This window comes from Clostridium sp. TW13, assembly GCF_024345225.1.
GTDB classification, from domain to species: Bacteria; Bacillota; Clostridia; order Clostridiales; family Clostridiaceae; genus Inconstantimicrobium; species Inconstantimicrobium mannanitabidum.
Window position 1 is genome coordinate 135,325 of record NZ_BROD01000001.1, and the last position, 25,916, is coordinate 161,240.

Sequence of the window (25,916 nt, forward strand, 5' to 3'; positions counted from 1 at the left end):
AAACTATATATGAATTATGTGGGAAGATTTTATGAAGTAAAATATGATATTTTGATAGTATGATATAATAAAAGTATAATTGTGTGAATTAAGTAAGCAGAGTAATTTACTGGGTAAATATATACTTTTAGCTGAGTGACATAATTAATTACCACAAACATAGGGAGGAAAAAATGAAAAAATTTGATTTTAAAAGCATGGTTATAGGCTTAGTTATTGGTATAGCAGTAGTTTCTATTGGTTTTGCAGCATTACAAATGAGTAAGAAAAGTGCTGATATAACAGCAAAGTCAGAAAATATTAGTGATAAAGCTAGTACAACTGATGCTTCAAACAATAAAACCAATACAGAAGATGCAGAAACCACAAAGAGAATACAAGAAGGCATGAAGATTACAGCTGATGCTTCAAACAATGAAGCAGATGTAGAAGCTATAGAAATTATGAAGAAAACAGGAAACTGGGAATATACTGAAAAGTATTTCACGCAGATGTCTGCTAATGGCATTGAAAAGGTTGTGGAAATATACAACTCAAAACATATGAATGTTTCAGAACATAAAAAGGCATCTGATTACATAAAGAAGTAAATTATTGCTGTGAAAAATTAAGAGTTGAAATATAAAAAACAAATCCAAACATTTATAAGGGGAAATAAATGTTTGGATTTTATATTTTGTAAGGGGAAAATAATTTATTTGCTATCTACAAGTATTAATATACAGGTCCAATGTGACAATATTGTGTTTAAAAATGAAACTATATATGAATTATATAAGAAGATTTTATGAATGATGAATTCAAGGGATTCTGGATATGATAAATATTATCTACTATATTTATATATTAGTTCTAAATAATATTCTACATTTCAATAGCACGGATAATATATAAAAATATGCAGCTTATTTATTGGGACTGTTATATAAACAATATTAAATTTAAAAACTAAGGATAAGGGAGAAAGTCATGGAAAGTAAATTTAGTGAGATAGCTACAGTTGATGATGTTAATAAATTTATAGAGAAGATAAATTATGTATATATAGATCAGAAGAAAGAAGAGAGGATTTTATACCATTATACTAGCGGTGAAAGCTTGAAGGGAATAATTGAAGATGAGGAACTTAGGATAACGAAAAGTGAATTTCTCAATGACAAAGGAGAAATAAAATATACCCATAGCACCATATTAAAAATTATAGATGAATTTATGGCAAGCAATCCTTCAGAGGAAGAGGATGGATTTAAAAGCTTAATTGAAAGAGGTATTGATGAGGAGGAATTTTTAGCTGATTCATATGTAATGCCCTTTAGTACAAATAAAGATTCTAATTTACTTTGGTCCAATTATGCTAATAATGATGGATACAATATTGGATTTAGATATCCTGAAATAGAGGAAATATTGAATTTAAATATAAATGGAAGTAAAGATAAATTTTTAGATCAGGCAGCAGTAGTATTATCGAACAATGTTATTTATGATGAAGATAAGCAAAGAGAATATTTATCAACAGAAATAATATGCATGTATAAGATATATATTTATTGTAAGAAAAATGAACAGTTGGATAAGTTTTTTGAATATATAAGTAAGAACAAAGTTAATATATTTTTGCATTCATTGTTTTTTAAGGCAAGTTGTTTCAAACAAGAAGAGGAGTTTAGAATAGTTATAATGCCAGGTAATAGGGTGAACAGTGCAAATAGTCTAAAATGTAGATTTACTAATGGTGTGTTCATTCCATATTTTAAATCATCAATAATTAATAATTCTAGTGGAAAGATTAGGCTACCAATAGAGTCAATCACAATTGGACCTAAGAATAATTTAGATATAGCAGAAAATGGGCTAAGGTATTTTCTAAATTTAAATGATTTGGATGAAAATATGGTTAAAATTAAGAAATCTAATATACCTTATAGATATTGACTAAGTAAGATAAATTTCAATGCAAAAATATAACCCAACGCTTACAAGGGTGCTTGATAAATGTTGGGGTATATTTTTGCAAGGTTTATAAGGGAAAATAAATTATTGTTAAATATGAATATTATACTGACTTCGATTTTTCATTACATATTCAGTGCTGCTTGGGCTAAACCAATTTCCTGTGGCAATTATCATGGCCATAAGCTTAAGTGTATTTTCATAGAAGGTACACTTTTCTATAGGTTTTTCCATTAGCACTTTCCAAATATCTAAGGTCCATTGGTCATTCCCTGGTTCAGTTAGTGAAGCAACTAAAAATGGAGCTATGAATGCTAAATTATCACTTGTTCCGAAACTAGAGCCTGGAGTGCCATTAGCAATGTAGTAACCTGATTTTATATTTTTGGCAGCTTGACTTGTAGTCTTCCTTATCCAATTATTTAATGTATTCATTTGTTTTGTTACCTTATAGTTATTAAACAATATGTCCATAGAATATCTCCAAGGAGTTCTACAACTATTAGTAAAATAATCACCGTCATGAGAACTTTCCAACACCTTTTTCTTGGGTGCAATGTACTTATCTCCAGATTTTATAAAGAAGTCAGGCATTAGTCCTGTATCCTTACTTTCCCGCATCAATTGATCATTAATTATTGAATTGATTCTATCCATCACCTTTCTCAACTGAGCAGTTTTGGCAGGGTTAGCTTTGCCAAATTCAATTAAATGATGCATCATAAAATCAGAGCTTCTTGTGACATTTTTAAATGTACTGTTAGGAATTCCTTGAACCCAATCTCCTAGGGTAATAATATAATCAGTTTTGTCAACGCAACTATCGAGTAAATCATTTATTCTTTTTATCGCTTCGTCTTTATAAGAAATTTTATCATTTTTACCCCAAAGCTTATGAGCAAGAAGTAGACCATAACTGATATCCATATCTCCATCAGTAGCAGAATCTGTTTTCTCCTCTGCATTAACTATTTTCCCATCGGGAGTTTTGATTTGTTGCCATGCCATCAAATTTTTATTATAGACACTAGGGTAATTCTTTATATAGTTGTAAGTTCGAATGAAGTGGTTTTTAGCATCAACATCAAATCTGCTCATAAGAGGGAAGATAACAGCAGCATACCCCATAGCTTCTGATACAGTAACAGCATTGTTAGCAGTGGGTTGATCCAAAGAATAAAAGAGATATTCCATTTGTGTAGAAACATTTTCAACAGTTCTTAAATAGCGTTTTTTCCAAAGACTATAGAAATATATTAAAGTGTCGTTTAATTTTTCTTGGGAATATAGATTGATTAAGGCTTTATTATGAATCATCAATAACTCCTTTAAAATATCAGTATAATTTCACTATATGAATGAAGCATAGAAATGGTACAAAAAAAATAATGCACCTTAATCAAAAGATGCATTATTTTTAGTTAATAATTATTAGAAGTCTAATAATCTGTAATTTTTGCCATAGTTGTTGTCCCAAAGATTTGCTTCTTTGTAGTTTACAGCAAATTCAGCATTACCACCAAAAGTTCCGTTGATAACCCAAAGCTCTTTTCCGTCACTTTGAGTGCTTACATAAGTAGCCTTTGGAGAGTCTTTCCAAACTCCATCAGCATCTATATAATGTAGAACTATAGTCTTATCATAACTTTTATTATCAACTACAATATAAGTTGTATAAATATATTCAGTATATGGTGCATGCCAATAGTTATTATTATCATGAATGCTAGCAACAGCACGATATGATAATGATTGTACTTTTACAGGTTGAGCTGCTTCTGGAGAAGTTGATTTAAGGTCATATAACATATAGTCTTTTCCATTGTTATTGTCCCAAACATTAGCTTCTTTATAATTTATAGCAAATTGAGCATTGCCTAAAAAGTAGCCATCTACAACCCAAAGTTCCTTTCCATCACTTCTAGTTTCTACATAAGTTGCTTTGTTTGAGTCCTTCCATTCACCATATCCATCTATATAATGTAGAACTATAGTTTTATCATAACTTTTATTATCTACTACAATGTAAGCTTTATAGTGATTTACTGCACATGTAGTATGCCAGTAGTTAGCATCTGAATGAATATAATCAGTTGCAACGTAAGACACTGAATCTAGTTTTACAGTTTGATCTGTAACTGTAGCAGAAGCAACAATAGATTGAGTTTGTGGTGCAGTAATTGTAGATGCACTTGCTTGTATTGGTGCTACAAGGCAAGTAGCAGCAACTAGTCCAGCCATTAATTTAGATAAACATTTATATTTCATTGTGAAAACCCCCACCTCTTAAAATAAATTAGTTATTTTAGTTTAAATTGATTAATAGAGTCAACACAACCCAACAATAACCAACTGGAAGAGTGAATTCAATTGCAGACTAACTATTACTGAATTTATAAATTAAGTTTTATTTTATGAATTCAGTAATAGTTGTAGCGAATTTAGAATTTCCTCCAGGGTATCCTTTAATAATAATTCAAATATCCTATATTTGATTAATTTTTCTGTAATTAGCTTTTGAAGAACTTTCTTAAACTCCATAAGCTTAGATTCAATCTAAAACTATAGTTTTAATAGTTAAACATTTAAAATTCCTTTGAACTTGATAAATAGTACTGAAATATATTTCAATACTATATTAACATTTATATGTTTATAATACAAATGAAGGAAACTATCAAAAAATGTCATATAATAATTCTAAATGAAAATAAATACAAAAAAGTATATTATAATAAAAAATACTGCTGATTAATAGGTTATATAAAGCTTGATTATTAAAAAGTATAAGAAAAATGAGCTATAATGGGAAAAACAATGTGCTAATATTACAGAATTAAGGTTTTTAAGCTGAATTTTTATATAAAAATAGAAGCTATAAGCTACTTATCTTGTTAAAAGTATGTTAAAACTTGTTGCAAATAAGTATATCCTATTATGCCGATATTTACCGCTATAGATTGCGTTAGACGACTGCGATAATAATCACATGTGTCGAAAAATGTCGTGATTGTTAAAATGATATATATGTATAATTCGCACACAAATAAATAATTGAGAGGAGTATTAAGTTTGAAATCCAGGAATCTAAAAATGAATAATATTCGTACTAAGTTGATTATGAGTCTAGTAGCAATTTGTATTATTCCACTAATGATATTAGGAGTTGGATCTTATTTTCAGTCTAAGTCAATACTTAATAATAAGCTAAATGTTACAAGTACTCAAACACTTTCAGAAGTAAATGAAGGGTTAAATGATTATTTTGAGAAGTTTTTAATTACAGTTTCTATGAATGCAACAAATCCTGCTATTGTAAATATTGATACCGACAATAAACCGGAAATTATAACTGATATAATGAAAGGAATAAATGGAAGCAATAAAGATATTTTAGATACGTATTATGGAACAAATTCTGGAAAATTTTTTATTTATCCTCAAACTAAAATGCCTGAAGGGTACGATGCAAGACAAAGATCTTGGTATAAACAAGCTTTAGAGCATAAGGGAGATGTTATAATAACTCAGCCATATAAGGATGCTGCAACTGGAGAGATGGTTATTGGAATTGCTAGAGTTGTGGAAAAGAATGGACAAGTTGTTGGAGTTGTAGGTGTAGATTGTTCGTTATCCACATTAGCAAAAAGAATTGCAACTAAAAAAATAGGTAATTCAGGTTATGTATACATTTCTACTGCAGATGGAATTGTTTTGGCTCATCCAAAGAGTTCAATTATTAACACAGATGCAGCTGCAAAATTAAGTATTTGGAGTAAGGTAAAATCTGAGAATAGTGGATTTGTTAATTACGTATTTAATGGTGTGCAAAAATTTGGAGCATATGAGACCAATAACTTAACTGGATGGAAGTTAATGGCTACTTTAGATGAGAGTGAATTATCAAATGATACAATGTCTATACTACAGACAACAACAATAATAATATTGGTTATGACATTAATCTCCATAGCTTTATCCTTAATGCTTAGTAAAGGAATAGATCAAAATATTAAGAACTTAAAAGAAGTCTTTGAAAAAGCTTCAAATGGAGATTTAACTGCAACTATAAAAGCAACTACGAAAGATGAATTTAGAGATTTAGCTAATTCTTTTAATTTTATGATGAAAAATATATCAGAACTTATGAGTAGCGTTAATAAGTCATCAAAAGACGTGTTACAGACTTCTACAGGTCTTGCAAGTATGTCAGAAGAAGTTACTGCGTCTATAAATGAAGTGGCAAAGGCAATTGAAGAAGTTTCTGAAGGTGCATCAAATCAATCAGAAAATGCACTTAAAGGAGCTTCAGAAATGAATGATTTATCAGATAAACTAGACAAGATTAGTGTAAATTCTAATGAAATGGATAAGCTTTCAGTGAGCACTAAGGAATTAGGTTCTAAAGGATTATCTATGATTGACACTTTAATAGAAAAATCAAACAAAACTAAAGAAGCTACTTCTGAAGTTAATAGTATAGTTCAAGATATGAACGAAAGCACTAAAAAAATAAATACTATCTCTGAAACAATTTCTCAAATAACAGAGCAAACAAGTCTTTTATCATTAAATGCTAGTATAGAGTCTGCACGTGCAGGTGAAGCAGGTAGAGGATTTGCAGTAGTGGCAGATGAAATAAGAAAACTTGCAGAGGAATCCAGTAATTCAACAGAAGAGATAAAGAAAATTATAGCGAATATACAAAGCAAATCGGATGTAGCGGTAGATGCTATTAGATCCACTGAAAGAGTAGTACGTGAGCAGGAATTAGCAGTAGGAGAAACTCAGGAGATATTTAGTGAGATTCTTAACTCAATTTCAACAATGATAGATAAAGTTGAAGAAGTTAAGTCGTCTGTTGTTGATATAAATAAGAAAAAGCAAGGAGTAGTATCTGAAATTGAAAATATTTCAGCTATATCTCAAGAAACTGCTTCTGCATCAGAAGAAGTCACTGCTTCAGCTGAAGAGATAACAGCTGCTATGGATAAGTTTACATCTTATGCAGATGAGCTTCAATTGTTAGCAGAAAAATTAGAATTAGAAATGAGCAAATTTAATATTGGTAATATAGACTAAAAAATAATGGAACTGCCTCTAATAGAAAAATCTATTTGGGGCAGTTTCTATATTTATATTTAAATATTTATAGCAATAATGTAGTCTTATTATTTTTTATGGGAGTTTACTGACTGTAATTTTATGATATATAAGCTTTATTATGTATGATAAATATCAAATATTTTTTAATTTAAACGTTCAAATATTAACAGAATATTAACAAAATATAAACGATATCATACAAAATTCGATTATATATGTCACGAAAGTACCAATTACAGCCCTTGTGTACCAAAATATAACATGTATAATTGTAAATGTAATTACTTCTAGCTATAGCTAAATATGTTATTTGTTATTTATTGTTGTACATTTTGGTATGTACGAGGAGGTTTATATATGAATAAGTTTAAAAGAATAACGTCTATTGCAGCTTTAATATGTTTTATAGCGTTAGGCAGTCCAATTCAAGGCAATACTGTTTATGCTGCTGAAAAAAGCAATAAGATTGTATCTGATGTTAATTTAGGTAATATAAATAAAAAGGCTGTTAATCAAGATTTAAAAGATAGTCATAATTTTGGCTTGAAACAAAATTCAAAGCAAGACAAAGAGTGGATGGACAAGCATATGACTAAAACAACCAAGGTGGCATTGAACTCTTTGGGAAAACAGAGGGTAAAAACTGAAGAAAATGAGAAAGCTAAGGCTAGCAGAAACTTTTCGACAGCACCAAGTTCATCAAAAAATAACTCTTTAAGTGCAAGTTCTAATGCTTCACTTCCGAATCATGTTGATAATAGTGTTTTACCAGCCTTTCCAGCCATAGGTGATCAAGGGAGATTAGGCTCTTGTACAACTTTTGCGTCAACCTATTATCAAATGACTTACACTTCAAATCTTTCTCGAGGTTTAGATGCAAAGAATGATCCTAATAATTTTAATAAGTTCTCACCTAAATGGACATATAATTTTTGTAATGGTGGCGAAAATTCAGGAAGTAACTTGGGAGAAAATTATAGAGTGTTAACTGAAATGGGAGCGGCTAAGTGGAATGAATTTCCTTATGTTGGTTCACTCAGTCCAGAAACAAATTATAAGGCATGGCCTACAGATGCGTCAATTTATAGAGATGCAATGAATTACAAGGTAGATAAAAGTGGAGTAATAAGTATATGGGATGATTCTACACAAACTCCTGTTACTTCACCTGACGATTCACATCTTCAAGCTGTAAAAACAATGTTGGCTAACGGAAGTGTACTTACCTTTGGAACATACTATGAGGCATTAAATTTTACACAAGTAAAGGATGATCCTTCAACTTCATTAGATGATGCATATGCAGGACAACTAATAGCTGATTGGGCCAGCAACAGCACAGAAGGCGGACATTGTATGACAATAGTAGGATATGATGATGACATTTGGTCAGATATTAATAATAATGGTGTTGTTGATCCTGGTGAAAAGGGAGCTTTTAAGATAGCAAATTCATGGGGAAGCAACTGGGGGAACAATGGATTTTTATGGTTGTCCTATGATGCACTTAATCCTGTATCAAGTGTAGCTAATAATCCATCTTCAAGCAGCGGAAGACAGAATGCTTTTCAAAACAATAATGAAGTATACTGGATTACAGTAAATCCAACTTCTTATTCACCAAAAGTTACCGCACAATTTACATTAAATACTGCTAACAGATCCCAAAGTCGTGTAGAGATTTCCGCAGTTGATGAAAAAGGAACTACTGATAAAAATATATACTGTCCTTATGGTTTCCAAAGTAATTTTTTTGCAAATTGTTCCTTTGATGGAACAGCAAATTCTGATGATGCAACTTTTGTGCTGGATTTAACAAAACTAGTGGATTCAAACAGTATACAGGACTTTAAGCATAATAAGTGGAATGTTAAGATAAGTGATGGGGTTGCAGATGGTACAAAGTTAACAGTGAAGGATTTTAAATTCATAGATAATGCAACCTCAGAGGTTTATGAAGCACCGATTTCAACACCAGTTGTATTGGATGGAAGTTCAACAAGCTTCTGTATGGGTTCTGGTTTTGATAATGTTGCAGTACCTTCAAATCTGCATTCAGATTCACAAGGAATGACTTCTGTACATTTAGCATGGAGTCCATCTATTACAAGTGGAGTCACAGGATACGCAATATATAATTCAGGAAATAAAGTGGGGACAACCACTTCCACAGACTTTAATGTAACCAATTTACAACCTGGCACAACAGGGGAATTCAGTGTAAGAGCATACAATGATAAAGGTGAATATTCATTACCAACTGATAGGATTAATGTATCTGCTTTAAAAGATACTGAACTACCTACCGTTCCAACAGGATTCAGTATAAGTAAGACGGATAAATCAGTTACATTAACATGGAAGCCATCTACAGATAATTATAAAGTTGAAAATTATTATATTTTTCGTGACAAATGGCTAATGGGTGCTTATGGAGTACCAATTGGAACAACCACTAATCCAACTTATACTGATACTTCTGTTGAACCAGGAGGTACTTATAAATACTATGTAGAAGCTTATGATGGTTCCAATGTTTCACAACAAAGTGAGACTATAACTGTACAGATTCCTCAACAAAATAAAGTAACTGTATATTATAAGAGTTCTGCTGGCAGAAATAATATACACTATTGTGTAAACAAAGTATGGACTGAAGCTCCGGGTAAAACTATGAGTGATTCTATTCTTTATCCAGGGTATAAAGAACATACTATTGATATTGGTGATAATACCAGTACTGAAGTGTGCTTTAATTTGAATGGTAGTAGTTGGGACAATAATAATTCGAAGAACTATACACTTGGAGCAGGTCGATGGATGATTAATGGTGATACTCATACAGTAACACAACTTGATGCATTTAAAGCAACAGCTCCAACTAACCTTGTAGTAACTAATACAACTGATACTTCTGTTAGACTAGCATGGACAGAATCTAAGTCAACAGGTAGTTCTGTTATTGGAGGGTATGGTATATATAGAAATGGAGTATTGGTTGGCACTGCAACAAGTGGGACAAGTTTTGTGGATAATGTAGTATCCCCAAAGAATAATCAATATACCTATTATGTAAGGGCATTAGACTCATCTTATAATCCAATCTCAGACATGAGCAATTCTATTACAGTAGGAACGAAGACAAGAAATATTGTTACAGTTTACTATAAGCATGGATACAATACACCATATATCCACTACTGCCCAGATGGAGGGGCATGGACAGCTGCGCCTGGAGTAAAGATGCCTGCAGCTGAAATGGCCGGTTATAACAAGATTAGTATAGATCTTGGAACAGCAACTCAAATGAAGTTCTGCTTCAATGATGGAAATGGAAAATGGGATAATAATCTAGGAAATAATTATACTTTATCAGTTGGAACTTATACCTTTATACCTGGGTCTAATGGAGCAGCTGGAATATTTATAACGAGTGCGCCAAATTCACAGAGTCAGGGGAAATTAAGTTATAATACAAGTCTTAATACTCCATACTTTAAGGCTGCTTAAGCTGAAGCAGATATCAGAGACTGCTGAAGTATTAATTGAGATTGTAATAGAGCTTCAAACCCATATATCAAAATTCAAGTTTTAATGTGATTCAGTTAAGGAACTGTGTTTGTAGAGAAATCTACTTGATGCAGTTCCTATTTTCGTATTTAAATATAATATTATATATTACGAGTAAATTGTAATATATATATTATCTGTATAGAACTGTTCCATAATAATGTTGGTGGACAAGTTACAAAAAATCGACATTTTTCTATCAACATTTAAATGGAATATTTCTATACATGTTTTATAAAAATATAAGTTTTTCGTTATTATTAGAATATTTATTTTTGCAAATAGGATAACTCCAAACATTTAAGGGGGATCATAAATGTTTGGAGTTATATATTTTACAAGGGGGATGATTTAATTTTCAATTGCTAGCTATGAGTATTAGTATCGATAATAATTGTGAAGATAATGTGCAGAAAAATAGAATTATAAAAGGAGAGTTAGTGAAATTTTAGTGGGTTAATAAACATTATGAGGAAATAATTACATTGATAATTCTGAAAATTCTCTATTTAGTTTTGTTATGTTAAAGCGATAAACAATTATTGAAATAATTATTTATCTGAAGGAGTAAAATATTATGAAAATAAAAAGTATTAAAGCAAAAACAATGTTATCAATTCTCCCAATAACGGTACTTCTTCTTGTATTTCTCTCATCAATAAGTTATTTTATATCAAAGAAATCATTAAGCACAGAGATAAATAATAAAATGAATTTTAAGCTTAATGAATTGAGCCTTGATATTCAAAATAAACTTGTATCTCATAAGAGAGTAGCAGAAACTTTAGCAAAAACTGTAGAAAGTACAGGAACAAGTATATCAAAAGATCAATATAAAAATTTAGTACAAAAATTTGCAGAAGTAAATGGAGATACTTTAGGGACTGGAGTTTGGTTTGAAGCTTATAAATATAAAGCAGATATAAAGAATTTTGGACCATATGCATATAAGAACGATGGCAAAGTGGTTTATACAGATGATTATGCCACAGATACATATAATTACATGGGGCAACCTTGGTATAAAAATGCTCAAAACTCTAGGAATAGTGTAGCATGGTCAGCTCCGTATTATGATGAATCAACTAAGAAAACAATGGTAACTACAGCAGTTCCGTTTTATGATTCAGCTAGCAATTTTCTTGGTGCTACTACAGCAGATATAGATTTAAGTGATTTGCAAAGTATAGTTACAAATTTAAAATTTGGTCAGACAGGAAATGCATTTTTAGTAGCAACAGATGGAACCTATCTTGCTGGGGTAGCAAGTGATAAAGTGATGAAGGCTAAATTAAGTGATGATACTTCTTTAGGGTCTATAAGTTCAAATATTTTAAGTAATTCTAGTGGAAGTTATTCATACAAGTCAGGGAATGATCCTAGAATTATATACTTTAAGCAAGTACCTGAAACAAAATGGACAATAGCTTTAACTATTTCTGAAAAAGAAGTATATAAGCCACTAAGTGATTTGCTATTAACACTTGCAATTATTAGTGCTATCCTAATTGTTGTTATGTATATATCAATTTATTTGTTCAGTAAATATATCACTAAGAATATTTCTAAAGTGGATGAATTAAGTAGGGTTATCAGTGATGGAGATCTTACTCATAGTTTAGATATTAAGTCTAATGATGAATTAGGAAATATGGCAGATCATTTGAATAAGATGTCTTTAAATTTAAGGCAGACCTTTTCATCAATAATAAATAATCTTGATACTATAGTAGGAACTTCAGAAGAATTAACAGCCAGTGCAGATCAAACTCAAGCTACGGCAGAGCAAGTAGCAGTATCCATGCAAGAAATGGCTGCTGGTGTAGAGATAAATGCTCAAAAAACGGATGAAATATCAAGTGTTGTAATAATGATAACAGATGGAATTGGAGAGATAAATCAAAAGGTGGATTCTACAGCATACCTATCTACAGAAACATCTAAGCTTGCTGAAGAAGGGAATCAAGTAATTTTGAAATTAGCCAACCAAATGAATGATATTAGTAGCAAGGTTTCTCGTTCTACAGATATAATTAATTTGTTGGGGAAAAAATCTACAGAAATTAACAACATTATAACCTTAATAAATGATATATCAGAGCAAACAAACCTTTTGGCATTGAATGCAGCTATAGAAGCTGCGAGAGCAGGAGAGCAAGGAAAGGGATTTGCAGTAGTAGCAGAAGAAGTTAGGAAATTAGCAGAGCAGTCAGGAAATGCTGCTGGAGATATTGCTACGTTAATTTCTGAAATTCAAAATGATATAAATGAAGGTATAAATTCTATGACTGAAGGAAATACAGCAGTTAATGATGGAAAACAACTTATGAATGTTGCAGGAAGTTCTTTTAAGAACATATTAAATTCTTTTGGGGTTGTAGCTGATGAAATGAAAGCAGTGTCATCAACAATTCAAGATTTATATAATAATTCAACTAATATGGCATCTTCAATACAAAGTATTTCAAAAGTTTCAAAAGAATCTTCAGACTCCATTCAAAATGTTGCAGCAAGTTCGGAGGAACAAACTGCACTAATGAAACAAGTAGCAGAGGCCGCTGAAGCATTAACTGAGATTGTAATAGATCTTCAAACCAATATATCAAAATTCAAATTTTAATGAAAGTTAATAAAGGAACTGTATTGAGAAGAATAATCTACTTGATACAGTTCCTATTTTCATATTTAAAGATAATATTATATATTAGGTGTAAATTGTAATATATATAGTTTTTAATAAAATTCATGTATTTTATCAAGGACTATATGTGTCATATTCCTATCTGTATAGAACTGTTCCATAAAAATGTTGGTGGACAAGTTACAAAAAATCGACATTTTTCTGCCAACATTTAAGTGGAATACTTCTACACATGTTTTTATAAAAATATAAGTAGCTCGTTATTATTAGAATATTTATGTTATTTTTGCCAACAAAATAACTCCAAACATTTAAGGGGGATCATAAATGTTTGGAGTGATATATTTTACAAGGGGGATGATTTGATTTTTAATTGCTTGCTATGAGTATTAGTATAGATAATAATTGTGAAGATAATGTGTAGAAAAATATAATTATAAATGAATTATAAGAAGAAGATTTAGAAAAGATATAAATGTGAGATTAAATGAATGTTAACTCATTATGTTGAATAAATTAGTATATATAGATATATTTATTAAGGATTATAAATCCACTTTTATTGTGATATAATATATAAGGATATTTAAAAGAAAATTTCATGAAAACATACATTGAAATGTTTAACTATTTTTACAGTATATATGATAAAATATATATTGGGCAAAAAGTAAGTATTATTTGGAGGTAGGGACAAATGACTAAAGGTTTAAAGTTAGACTTAACAAAAGCTCAACATTATTTAAGTGAACATGAGGTTGAATATTTTGAAGGAATGGTGAAAGACGCTCACGAAAAGCTACATAACAAAACAGGTGCAGGTTCAGATTTCTTAGGTTGGGTTGATCTTCCAGTAAATTATGATAAAGATGAATTTGCAAGAATTAAAAAAGCTGCAGAAAAGATTCAAGGAAATTCAGATGTATTAATAGTTATAGGAATCGGTGGATCTTACCTTGGAGCAAGAGCTGCTATAGAAATGTTAACAAACAACTTCTATAATTCTCTTCCAAAGGCAAAGAGAAAGACACCAGCTATATTCTACGTTGGAAACAACATCAGTTCAACTTACATGGCTGAATTATTAGAAGCTATTGAAGGTTTAGATGTAAGTGTAAACATTATATCAAAATCAGGTACAACTACAGAACCTGCTATAGCATTTAGAATATTCAAAGACTATGTAGAAAAGAAATATGGAAAAGAAGAAGCTAAGGGCAGAATATTTGCTACAACTGATGCATCAAAGGGTGCTCTTAAAAATTTAGCTGATACAGAAGGATATGAGACTTTCGTAGTTCCTGATGATGTTGGAGGAAGATTCTCTGTTTTAACAGCAGTAGGTTTACTTCCAATAGCAACTGCTGGAGTAAATATAGATGAAATCATGAAGGGTGCTGCTGATGCTAGAGAAGAATACAGCAATCCATCATTAAAAGAAAACCAATGTTATCAATATGCTGCTGCAAGAAATGCTTTATACAACAAAGGAAAGCGTACTGAAATATTAGTTAATTACGAACCAAGCGTTCATTTCTTCAATGAATGGTGGAAACAACTTTATGGAGAATCAGAAGGTAAGGATGGAAAGGGAATATTCCCAGCTGGAGTTGATTTCTCAACAGACTTACATTCAATGGGACAATACATCCAAGAAGGATTAAGAAATATATTTGAAACAGTTATCTGTGTAGAAAAAGCTAAGAAAGAAATAGTAATAGAAGAAAGCAAAGAAAATGTTGATGGATTAAACTTCTTAACTGGAAAGACTATGGACTTTGTAAATAAGAATGCTTTCAAGGGAACATTATTAGCTCACAATGATGGAGGAGTTCCTAATTTAATATTAAACGTACCAGAATTAACTCCATACTATTTTGGACAAATGGTTTATTTCTTCGAAAAAGCTTGTGGAATTAGTGGATACTTATTAGGAGTAAATCCATTTAATCAACCAGGAGTTGAAGCATATAAGAAAAACATGTTTGCTTTACTTGGAAAACCAGGCTATGAAGATATGAAGGCTGAATTAGAGAAGAGACTTTAATTATGAAAATTCTAGTGGATGGAGATGCATGTCCAGGAAGACTTCTTATAGAAAAGGCAGCAAAGGAAGAAAAGATTCCAGTAGTGATACTATGTGATATCAACCATAATATAACCTCAGATTATAGTGAGGTTATATATGTTGATGCTGGTTTTCAAAGTGTTGATATGAACCTTATCAACAAAGCAGAAAAGGGAGATATTGTAGTAACTGGGGATTTTGGAGTTGCTTCTATGGCTTTAGGTAAGAAAGCTTATGCCATAGGAGGAAAAGGGCATATCTATGATTTAGATAATATAGATAAATTACTTTTTGAAAGACATCTTTCTCAAAAGGCTAGAAGAGCAGGAATAAAGACAGGTACAATAAAAAAGAGAACTGCAGAAGATGATGATAGATTATATAGAAATCTTAAAGTTCTCATTAAAAAGAGCAGGTAGAATAATTTCTATCTGCTCTTTTCTATATTGTGGTTCTTATCAACTAGATAATAATATGATATACTTTAAAATAGAGGTATTATTTACAATGAAATTGAATTTAGGCATTTTTCATATGCCTTATTGTAAATACATAAAAAAAGATGCAGATAATATATAATATTCTCTAATATTACGATGAAATAATTAATTTGTTTTGATATAAATAAGTAAAAAACAATATATTTTACAATAAATGTAATAAATGATATAATGGTTCGTAAGTATAAGGGGTGAATATTATGGAGTATACTGAACAAAAAATAACATTATATTTTGGTAAAGAAAGTCCACAAATTGCTGGAAGTGATATAGTTATTACAGTAAACAATGAGGTTGCAGAAAAGTGTCAATATAAGTTTATGGCAGGAATAGACGGAATATGGAAAACTTTAAAGGATTTTAGTGATGATAATTCATGTGTATGGACACCAAATGAAAATGGTAGGTATTTAGTTATGGTCCAAATAAAGAAAGAGGGATCAAAGAGACCCTTTGATGAGATGGTAAAGCAAGATTTTGTTATAGGTTCGGAGGAAGAAAAGTTAATAAAATCTGTATATATTGATAAATTAAGATATTCAGTGGGAGAAAAGATTCATTTAGAAGCACAATCTACTAAGATTCCTGTTATGTATAGATTTTGGATCGATGGGAAGAGTGGTTGGCAATTACTAAGGGATTATGGAACAGAAAATAAAATTCAAGTTACCTGCAGAGAACCAGGAAGTCATGAAATTTTAGTTGAGTGTAAGGTGCCTTATTCTGAGAATAATTTTGATGACTTTAAAACTATATGTTTTGAGGTGAATGATATAGAAAAGTTACAAATTACAGATTACAGATGTTTAACCAATGATTTATTAGTTGGAGAAGATTTGGTTTTTCAAGTAGAAACAGCAGGTGCTGATGAGAGAACCATTTTGTATAAATTTATAAAAATAAATTCAGATGGAAAAGCTATCTGTGTGCAGGATTTTTCATCAAGAAAGATGGTGAGTTTTACTGAAGAAGAAGCAGGTGAGTATAAGCTATTATGTTTAGCCAAGGATATGTATTCCCAAAGAGAATATGATGATAGAGCTATCATAATGTATGAGGTAATTCCATATTACCCAATCAAGATAACTAATTTCACTACAGATGTTAGTTCACCACAGACAGAACAAAATAAAATTCTTGTAAAAGCAGTTGCAGAGGGTGGCAAAAACTTATTATATAGATTTAGAATTGATGGAAATTATGGTGAAGATTCAGGATATTTGAGACAAAATAATTATTTGTGGGAAGCAAAACAAGCTGGTGATTACAAAGTTAGTGTATATATCAAGGATGAAAGTTATAAAAATGAACCTGATTATGAAGTAACAGCAAGTTTTGATTTCTTAATAGAAAAGCAACTTCAAAGAACAGTGAAGATTATGGACCTAACTGTGGATAGGGATAGAAATTATTTAGTTAATAATCCTATTAATATAAAAGTTATCGCTGAGGGTGGTACAGACTTAAAATATAGTTTTATTGTAAGACATGATGGTGAGGATTCAGAAGAAATACCTTATGGAAATGTAAATTGGGTAAACTTCACTCCAGAAGAAAGTGGAGAATATCAATTAGAAGTAAGAGTTAAAGATAAATATTCAGCTAAAGAATTTGATGCGCATAGTTTCTTATATTTTGATGTGAAGCCATATATGGAAGGAAAAATTGATCATATATTAATAGATACTAAAGAGTATTATTTAGTTGGAGATGAAATAAGTATTGAAAGTATAACTGAGAATACTAAAGAGACATTGATAAAGTATGTTATAAAAGTTGATGAGATGATAATTGAAGAAACAGATTTTATCTACGATAAAGTAATTAACTTAAAACCTAAGAGAGCTGGAAAGTATAGAGTTGAAATGTACGCTAAAAATATAAAGTGTAAAGGTGAGTTTGACAGCAAGAGAGAAGTAAAATTAATTGTCAGTGAGGCACCGCCTGTTACAGGTACTGAGATATATTGTGATAATCCTAGAGCCAAGATTGATGAAGAAATTAATTTTACAATAAATTCTCAAGGTGGTAAATCTATTTGTTATGAATTTTACATTATGAACAAAGGAAATTGGAAGTTAGTACAACCTTACAGTAGAAAGAATTACTATAGTTTCAGACCTTTTGATTTGGGTAAATATAAATTATTGGTATTAGCAAAAAGTTATTATAAAAAATGTTCTTATGAAGATTACGATACCTTTGAATTTAACGTAGATGAAAGCTAAAGTAGAAAAGTATGAATAAAGATGAAAAGAAAATGATCTTTCAATTTAACGTAGATGAAAATTAAAGGCAGAAGAATGGAGGATGAAAATGAAAATTGATAAACCAGAACAAGTATTAGCCATGCAAATGTTAAATACGTATATGAAAAGTGCTATAGGTAGTAGTGATAGTGATAGTGAAAATAATAATTTTGATTTAATTATGCAAGGTATTATGGACAATATAACAAGTGATAATACAGATAAAAACGTAGAAGATATGTTAAATAGCTTTACTACAGGATCTACAAACAATTCTTTATATAATTTAGAAGGTTCAAGTGATGAGAGTAGTAGTGATTCTAATACAAGTTTAGATAAGCTAAATTATAATTATAATAACTTAATAAAAAATAGAATATCATCTTCATCTAGTGATGGAAACAGTAACCCTCAGATAGATGCTGCAATTTTAAAGGCTTCTAAGCAATTTGGTGTGGATGAAGGATTAATTAGATCTATAATTCAGCAGGAATCTGGATATGATTCTACTGCAGTTTCAGGTGCTGGTGCCATGGGACTTATGCAACTTATGCCAGAAAATTGCAAAGCAGCAGGAGTCACAGATCCATTTAATGTAGATCAGAATGTTTATGCTGGAACTAAGTTACTTAAGACATTGCTTAATACTTATAATGGGAATGTAGAGATGGCTCTTATGGCATACAATGCTGGGTCAGGAACTATGCAAAGAAGGGGTGTTTCATCAATAAACGATCTTTATAAGATGCCTTCAGAAACTCAAGATTATGTGGCAAAAGTTATGGGCAATTATAGAAATAATATTGTATAATTATTAGAAATATAAGTTTGTAGAGAAGTTAAAATAGTTATCTTCTTTACAAACTTTTTTTCTTAAAATAGGTTATTATATATAGTATAAGATATGGTAGCGTATTTAAAATTAGTACTGATTTTCAGATCCTTAACTGGTAATACAAAAGGTGATGTGCTAATATATCAAGTGAAACTTGATGAAGATATTGAGTACATTTATTTGAGTTTTAGTGTGACTTAATTAGAAGTATGCATTTGTTAACTTATAAATTAAATTTGAAATTAGAGGAGTGTTAATTTGGAAAGATTAGATAAGGTTTTATCAAATTTAGGATATGGTTCCAGAAAAGAAATAAAGTCTATAGTAAAAAAGAACTTAGTAGAAGTTGATGGAGTTGTAATTAAAGATAATGGTTTTCAGCTTGATCCAGAAAAATCTAAAATTGTAGTGGCAGGAGAAGAAGTTTTGTATAGAAAATACATATATTTAATGATGAATAAGCCAGATGGAGTAATATCAGCTACTTTTGATAATAGGGATGAAACTGTTATAGATTTATTAGAGCCAGAACATGCGATTTTTGAGCCATTCCCTGTAGGAAGATTGGATAAAGATACTGTAGGATTGTTGCTTATTACAAACGATGGTGAATTAAACCATAGATTAATCTCTCCTAAATGGGGTGTTGATAAAGTATATCATGCATACATAGATAAACCAGTGGATGAAGAAGATATTAAAGCTTTTGAAAAAGGGGTTACTCTGGATGATGGTTATAAATGTATGAGTGCAAAGCTTGAAATTATAGGACCGATGGATGAAGGTTCAGAAATTCATGTTACAGTTCAAGAAGGCAAATATCATCAGGTAAAAAGAATGTTCGAAAGTAGGGGAAAGAAAGTTGTTTATCTGCAAAGAATTAGTTTTGCAGGATTACCGTTAGATACTGATCTTGAAGAAGGACAATATAGAGAACTTACAGAAGAAGAACTTGCAAAAATAAAACAAATATAAACAAATTGAAGGGGTATATGAAATTTTTATGTCACAATTAATAAAAAGTTTCTAAAAGTTTTTTTATAAAACTATTGAAATATAGGTATATTTCTAATATAATTATGTTGCAAGGATAAATAAAAGGAATAAATAGCCCCCTTTTTATTTATTGCTTATTGCTGAAACGTAGCCTAACCCCAAGGGCTGCGTTTTTTTATGTCCTGAATTTTGAAAAATGAATTTTAGCATTCACAACGTTTGAATATATGAATGATATAATTCAAAAATACATAATATAAAACTGATGATTAATAGAGATTTAAATATGATATAATTATAGATAACGTACTAATAGAAGAGGAAAGTTTGAATTCCTCTTCTAATATTTTAAGGAGTGAAGCGAGTAAATGGATTTAAGAAAACTACTAAATAAAGAGCAATATGAAGCCGCAACTACAGTAGATGGGCAAGTTCTTATATTAGCAGGAGCAGGTTCTGGTAAAACAAGAGTATTAACATACAGGATAGCGTATATGTTAGATGAGAAATATATAAATCCATATAATATATTAGCTATAACATTTACTAACAAAGCTGCTGGTGAAATGAAGGAAAGAGTAAAGAAGTTAATTGGTGAAAGAGCGGATAGCATGTGGATTTCTACTTTTCACTCCACCTGTGTAAGAATTTTAAGAAGAGAGATTGACAAGTTAGGATACAAAAAGGATTTCACTATATATGACAGTTATGACCAAAAAGCACTTATTAAACAATGCATAAAAGAATTAAATATAAATGATAAGGATCTTACTGACATGGAAATCCTATCAAAGATAAGCAAGGCAAAGGATGATCTCATTACACCAGCTCAGTACAAGAGAAGTAATGAAAGCAATTTTAAGTTAAATAAGGTTGCAGATTTATATTTGTTATATCAAAAGAAGCTTAAGGAGAATAATGCTCTAGATTTTGATGATCTAATAAGTAAAACGGTAGAACTTTTTCTTAAGAATCCAGATGTGTTAGATTTCTACCAAAACAAGTTTAAATATATAATGGTAGATGAGTATCAAGATACAAATAAGGTTCAATATGAATTAGTAAAGCTTTTGGCTAATAAATATAAAAATATCTGTGTTGTTGGTGATGATGATCAATGTATATATCAGTGGAGAGGAGCAGATATTAGAAATATTCTTGATTTTGAAAAAGATTATCCAGCATGCAAGGTTGTAAAGCTTGAGCAAAATTATAGATCTAAGGGAAATATATTGGATGCAGCTAATAATGTAATAAAGAATAATGCTGAAAGAAAAAGCAAAGTTCTTAGAACAGAAGCTGAAGGTGGAGAAAAAATCAAAATATACAGATCTTATTCTGATAGTGATGAGTGTGATTTTGTTGCAAGTAAGATTGAAGAATTAATTAAGGAAAAATCACTTAAGTATAATGAATTTACTGTACTATATAGAACAAATGCGCAATCTCGTGGGTTTGAAGAAAAGTTTATAAAGAGAGCAATACCATATAAGATAATAGGTGGACTTAAATTCTATGATAGAAAAGAAATTAAGGATATCTTAGCATACTTGAAGTTTATCAATAATAACGCTGATACAGTAAGTTTAAGAAGAATAATTAATGTTCCCAAGAGAAGTATCGGTGATGCAACGGTAGAAAAGGTAGCTCAGTTTTCTTTAGATACAGATATTCCATTGTATGATTGCTTATTAGAAGCAGAGAGCATTTCTACTCTTACAGCAAGAAATGTATCATCTATAACTAAGTTTACAGATATAATGGAAGAACTTATTTCGATGGAACGTCAACTTTCAGTATCTATGCTTATAGAAGAGATATTAGAAAAAACAGGTTATGTAAAAGAACTTAAAAATTCAAAAGATCCAGAAGATGAAAGCAGAATAGAAAATATTAAAGAACTAGTATCAGCTGCAGTAGATTTTGAAAATGGTACTGAAGAGGACAAATCTTTATCAGCATTTTTAGAAAAGGTATCTTTAGTGCAGGATGTTGATAACATAGATGGAGAGCAGGATGTGGTTACTTTAATGACAGTGCATTCAGCAAAGGGACTTGAGTTTCCGGTAGTATTTATGGTTGGTATGGAGAATGGAATATTTCCAGGGCAAGCATCTCTTAATAATGAAAAAGACATGGAAGAATCAAGAAGACTTTGTTATGTTGGTATAACTAGAGCTAAGGATATTTTATATATGACTTCTGCTGAAATTAGAAGAGTATTTGGCAAGACTGTTTCTTATGCTCAATCAGATTTTATTGCAGAAATACCAGCAACTCTTAAGGAGTATGTGTCAGGAAATAAGGGTGGGTTATCTACAAGAAGTAGTTTTGCAAATAAAAGTGCTTCTGGTGGAAGTAGTTATAATTCATATAGCAACAAGAATTCTTACAACCCACATTCATTAATGAGTGATACAAATCATAGACCAACAATGTCTTATAGTGAAGCAGAAAAACAATTAATGAATGCAATGAACAACTCTAAGGGAGAAAAAACGGCTTTAACTAAAGATGAAGCAGCTGCTGGAAGAAAGATATCTCATGCGAAGTTTGGTATAGGTACTATAATAAGTGCAGTTCCTCAAGGTGATGATGTTAAGCTTACAATAGCCTTTGACAGCCAAGGAATAAAGAACTTGTTATTAAGTATCGCACCTTTAGAATTATTATAGTAAGAGGTTTAGATATGGATAAGAAAGTTAGGATAGAAGAATTAGTAAAGGAATTAAATCAATATGCTTATGAATATTATGTTCTAAGCAATTCAACTGTAGCAGATAAAGAGTATGATGTAAAATATGATGAACTTAGACAGTTAGAGATAGAAACAGGATATAAGTTGCCATATTCTCCTACAGAAAGAGTTGGTGATGTAGTTTTAGAGCAATTTGAGAAATATACTCATAGAGGAAGGTTGTGGAGTTTAGATAAAGCTCAGAGTCTTGGGGAATTAAATGCTTGGCATGAAAAGAATTTAAAATTTGTAGAAGACTATAATAAAACTGCTTCTGAGAAATTGCCAAGTATAAAGTATATTGCAACAAAGAAATTTGATGGTCTCACATTAAATTGTACCTATGATACAGAAGGTATTCTTATAAGTGCTGCAACTAGAGGTACTGGAGAAGTAGGGGAACAGGTTTTAGCTCAAGCCAAAACCATTAAAGAAATACCTCTTAAGATTGATAATAGCGACATCTTTGAAGTACATGGTGAAGTTATCATGACAAAAGAGGCTTTTGATGAATATAATAAAACAGCTAAAGTTCCATTAAAGAACCTAAGAAATGGTGCGGCAGGGGCACTAAGAAATTTGAATGTAAAAGAAACTGCAAGAAGAAATCTTTCAGCATTTTTCTATGATGTAGGTTATAAAGAGGGAAAACAATTTAAAAGTTATGTTGAGATGATGCATTTTATTAAAGAAAGAGGTTTGCCAGTTGATGAATACATGGAAGAATGTACTACAATAGATGAGATTAAGAGGCAGATAGATTATATTGCAGAGATAAGATTTGAATTAAACTATGATATTGATGGAGTTGTTTTTGCAATTGATGATATAAGAACTAGAGAACTGATGGGAAATACAATTAAGTTTCCTAAATGGGCAATTGCATACAAGTTTGAGGCTCAGGAAGCTACAACAAAGTTAATAGATGTTGAGTGGAATGTAGGAAGAAGTGGTAGAGTTTCTCCTACAGCTATATTAGAACCAGTAGAATTAGCTGGAGTAACAGTTAAAAGAGCTACTTTAAATAATATGGATGATATCAATAGAAAGGGCGTTAAGCTATATTCAGATGTTTTTGTAAGAAGAAGTAATGATGTTATACCAGAAATTATGGGAACAGCAAGAGAAGATGAAAATGCCAAGGAGATTGAACCTCCAACTTTATGTCCAGCTTGTGGCAGTCATTTGATAAGAGATGGTGTGCATATTTTCTGTGAGAATACTCTTTCATGCAAACCTCAAATGGTAAAGAGTATTGTGCATTATGGCAGCAGGGACGCAATGAATATAGCTGGCTTTTCTGAAAAGACAGCAGAGCAATTGTTTGAAAAATTAGATATTAAATCTATATCCGATTTATATAAGTTAGAAAAAGAAAAATTAATTGGTTTAGAAAAGTTTGGTGATAAAAAGGCACAAAACTTATTAGATTCTATAGAAAACAGCAAAGAATGTGAGCTGTATGCCTTTATTTATGCATTGGGCATACCTAATGTAGGAGTAAAAACAGCTAAGGATTTAAGTGCTAAATTTAAAAATCTAGACAATGTAATGAATGCTTCTTTTGAAGCTTTAGTTGCAATACAAGATATAGGGGATATAGTAGCAAAGAGCATAGTTGATTTCTTCAAAGAAGAAAAAGTTAAATCTATAGTAAATGAATTATTACAATTAGGTGTAAAGCCTCATTATGAAGAAATTGAAGTAGAAGAGAATGTATTTGAAGGAAAAACAGTAGTAGTTACAGGATCTCTTGTTAATTACTCTAGAACATCTATAAAAGAAAAATTAGAGTCACTAGGTGCTAAGGTTTCTGGCAGTGTTAGTAAGAAAACAGATTATGTTATTGTTGGAGAGGATGCTGGTTCAAAGTATACTAAAGCTGTTGAATTAGGTGTTAAGACGCTTTCAGAGGAAGAATTTGAAAGTATGATAGGAGGTTGATAGATTATGCTAACAATTCTTTCTATATTAAGTGTTATAGCAGCAGTTTGTGCTAGTGCTACTATTATATGTACTCTATTAACAATGTATCAATTTGTATATATTGCTCAGATATTTAATTCTTATAAGTTGATTCAAATAACTTTAGCAATAACTATGTTTTTTTGGGCTTTGAGATTCTTTGTTTCTGAAACAGGATGGAAGAAACGAGTGTATCCAATAATATTTTTGTTTGTAGCAGTGGGAGCTCTATACTTTATGATTATATATGTAAAATAATTATTATATTTTCAAATAATAAATGCAAAAAACCTAGAAATAATTTTCTGATTATTTCTAGGTTTTCTTTTTATCTAATGATGTGAGGAATTGCTGATTGTTCTTCCATGTTAGCAATCTGAGATTCTTCAACGAAATCTTGCTGAGCTACAGAGTTATTTGGAATATTGTTTATAGAATTTACTGTATTGCCTATATTGTTAATCGAATGAGTAAGTTTTGCAAGTAAATAGTTTTGATATTTAATCTGTGAAAACATTTGAATAAAGATGACAAGAGCTGCTATTGAAATCCCCGCAACAATTGCCATGAACAGTAAACCTATAATTTCAAGTGCCAAAATCATAGCGTGACCTCCTAGTATAGTATGATATTCATCTGAAAGTAAATGGTTTTATATACTAGTCTATTTGATTTTGCTATTTATTTTCAGATGTATTAATTAATAATATATATTGAATTATATCACAAAAACAAAAAGATATAAATTTTTAAGAAAAAATTACATATAATATAAATCATAGAGGTAATTTTTATGGGGGTACATTTAGTGCTAGATAAATTGTTATATAAGCTTAACAAAGAAAATACTAAAAAAGCTTTGAATAGGCTAAATAGTATTGATGCGGAAGTTTTATACAATATTCTTATAAAAAATTGTTGGAAATATGGAATACAAAATAAACTATTATTAAAAGATAAATTTGGGTTTGAAGTTGAATTAATAGGGAGATTAGAGAAGGTGTTTATTAAATTTCAAAAGAGTAATAAGGTAGTTGTATATGAATATGAGGATTTTTATAGAAAATGTGAGATTATAAATATGGATAGAGCCTATTATATCAGTACTGGAACTTTTGCTAATGATATATATGAAGTTAATCATACCAGGCCACTTTCTTCTAGTATACAGCTTATTAATGGAGTAAAATTCTTAAAGACTCAAGTGTCCAGTAAAATATTTCATAGCAATGAATTTAATATATATAATATACACTTTTTTAAATACTTGCCATACTAGTTGAATAATATTAGCAT

Annotated in this window: 17 protein-coding genes; 14 read left to right on the plus strand and 3 right to left on the minus strand. The window is 30.4% G+C overall.

Features of this window, described 5'->3' with window-relative positions:
* The first annotated feature begins 173 nt into the window (after nt 1–173).
* Nucleotides 174–590 carry a hypothetical protein gene (locus OCU47_RS00660; RefSeq protein ID WP_261826701.1) on the plus strand — a complete coding sequence of 139 codons (417 nt, stop codon included), beginning with the start codon at nt 174–176 and terminating at the stop codon, nt 588–590.
* 379 nt (nt 591–969) lie between these two features.
* Nucleotides 970–1,935, plus strand: coding sequence for a DUF2971 domain-containing protein (locus tag OCU47_RS00665; RefSeq protein WP_261826702.1), 966 nt, complete (start codon nt 970–972; stop codon nt 1,933–1,935).
* 108 nt (nt 1,936–2,043) lie between these two features.
* On the opposite strand, the gene OCU47_RS00670 is transcribed toward OCU47_RS00665, so the two are convergent.
* Both OCU47_RS00670 and OCU47_RS00675 read right to left on the minus strand, forming a co-directional pair.
* Nucleotides 2,044–3,270, minus strand: a complete 1,227-nt coding sequence (locus OCU47_RS00670) for a glycosyl hydrolase family 8 (protein WP_261826703.1) — start codon at nt 3,268–3,270, stop codon at nt 2,044–2,046.
* A gap of 114 nt (nt 3,271–3,384) precedes the next feature.
* Nucleotides 3,385–4,221, minus strand: a complete 837-nt coding sequence (locus OCU47_RS00675; RefSeq protein WP_261826704.1) for a hypothetical protein — start codon at nt 4,219–4,221, stop codon at nt 3,385–3,387.
* A gap of 804 nt (nt 4,222–5,025) precedes the next feature.
* Here OCU47_RS00675 and OCU47_RS00680 point away from each other — a divergent pair.
* From OCU47_RS00680 to OCU47_RS00730, 11 genes are all read left to right on the plus strand, one after another.
* The gene (locus OCU47_RS00680) at nt 5,026–7,035 is read left to right on the plus strand and encodes a methyl-accepting chemotaxis protein (RefSeq protein WP_376778018.1); all 2,010 of its coding nucleotides are present in this window, start codon (nt 5,026–5,028) and stop codon (nt 7,033–7,035) included.
* Nucleotides 7,036–7,416: 381 nt separating this feature from the next.
* Nucleotides 7,417–10,569 (plus strand): carbohydrate binding domain-containing protein, encoded by a 3,153-nt coding sequence (locus OCU47_RS00685; RefSeq protein WP_261826706.1) that lies wholly within the window; start codon nt 7,417–7,419, stop codon nt 10,567–10,569.
* 637 nt (nt 10,570–11,206) lie between these two features.
* Nucleotides 11,207–13,249 (plus strand): methyl-accepting chemotaxis protein, encoded by a 2,043-nt coding sequence (locus tag OCU47_RS00690; RefSeq protein WP_261826707.1) that lies wholly within the window; start codon nt 11,207–11,209, stop codon nt 13,247–13,249.
* Nucleotides 13,250–13,967: 718 nt separating this feature from the next.
* Nucleotides 13,968–15,317 carry a glucose-6-phosphate isomerase gene (locus tag OCU47_RS00695; RefSeq protein WP_261826708.1) on the plus strand — a complete coding sequence of 450 codons (1,350 nt, stop codon included), beginning with the start codon at nt 13,968–13,970 and terminating at the stop codon, nt 15,315–15,317.
* A 2-nt stretch (nt 15,318–15,319) separates the two neighbouring features.
* Entirely contained in the window at nt 15,320–15,757 is a 438-nt protein-coding gene (locus tag OCU47_RS00700; RefSeq protein WP_261826709.1) for a YaiI/YqxD family protein, read from the plus strand.
* A gap of 281 nt (nt 15,758–16,038) precedes the next feature.
* Nucleotides 16,039–18,066, plus strand: coding sequence for a triple tyrosine motif-containing protein (locus OCU47_RS00705; protein ID WP_261826710.1), 2,028 nt, complete (start codon nt 16,039–16,041; stop codon nt 18,064–18,066).
* Nucleotides 18,067–18,154: 88 nt separating this feature from the next.
* The gene (locus OCU47_RS00710; protein ID WP_261826711.1) at nt 18,155–18,898 is read left to right on the plus strand and encodes a lytic transglycosylase domain-containing protein; all 744 of its coding nucleotides are present in this window, start codon (nt 18,155–18,157) and stop codon (nt 18,896–18,898) included.
* A gap of 282 nt (nt 18,899–19,180) precedes the next feature.
* On the plus strand, nt 19,181–19,897 hold the full coding sequence (locus OCU47_RS00715; protein WP_261826712.1) for a pseudouridine synthase: 717 nt from the start codon (nt 19,181–19,183) through the stop codon (nt 19,895–19,897).
* A 389-nt stretch (nt 19,898–20,286) separates the two neighbouring features.
* Nucleotides 20,287–22,593: a DNA helicase PcrA gene (gene pcrA, locus OCU47_RS00720; protein WP_261826713.1), complete on the plus strand. Its 2,307-nt coding sequence runs from the start codon at nt 20,287–20,289 to the stop codon at nt 22,591–22,593.
* A gap of 14 nt (nt 22,594–22,607) precedes the next feature.
* A complete protein-coding gene (gene ligA / locus OCU47_RS00725; protein WP_261826714.1) occupies nt 22,608–24,599 on the plus strand; it encodes an NAD-dependent DNA ligase LigA in 1,992 nt (663 codons plus the stop codon).
* Nucleotides 24,600–24,605: 6 nt separating this feature from the next.
* The gene (locus OCU47_RS00730; protein WP_261826715.1) at nt 24,606–24,878 is read left to right on the plus strand and encodes a hypothetical protein; all 273 of its coding nucleotides are present in this window, start codon (nt 24,606–24,608) and stop codon (nt 24,876–24,878) included.
* A gap of 70 nt (nt 24,879–24,948) precedes the next feature.
* Here the strand turns inward: OCU47_RS00730 and OCU47_RS00735 are convergent, their stop codons facing one another.
* Nucleotides 24,949–25,224: a hypothetical protein gene (locus tag OCU47_RS00735; RefSeq protein ID WP_261826716.1), complete on the minus strand. Its 276-nt coding sequence runs from the start codon at nt 25,222–25,224 to the stop codon at nt 24,949–24,951.
* 189 nt (nt 25,225–25,413) lie between these two features.
* Between OCU47_RS00735 and OCU47_RS00740 the strand changes: the two genes are divergently transcribed.
* On the plus strand, nt 25,414–25,899 hold the full coding sequence (locus OCU47_RS00740) for a hypothetical protein (RefSeq protein ID WP_261826717.1): 486 nt from the start codon (nt 25,414–25,416) through the stop codon (nt 25,897–25,899).
* Nucleotides 25,900–25,916: the final 17 nt, after the last annotated feature.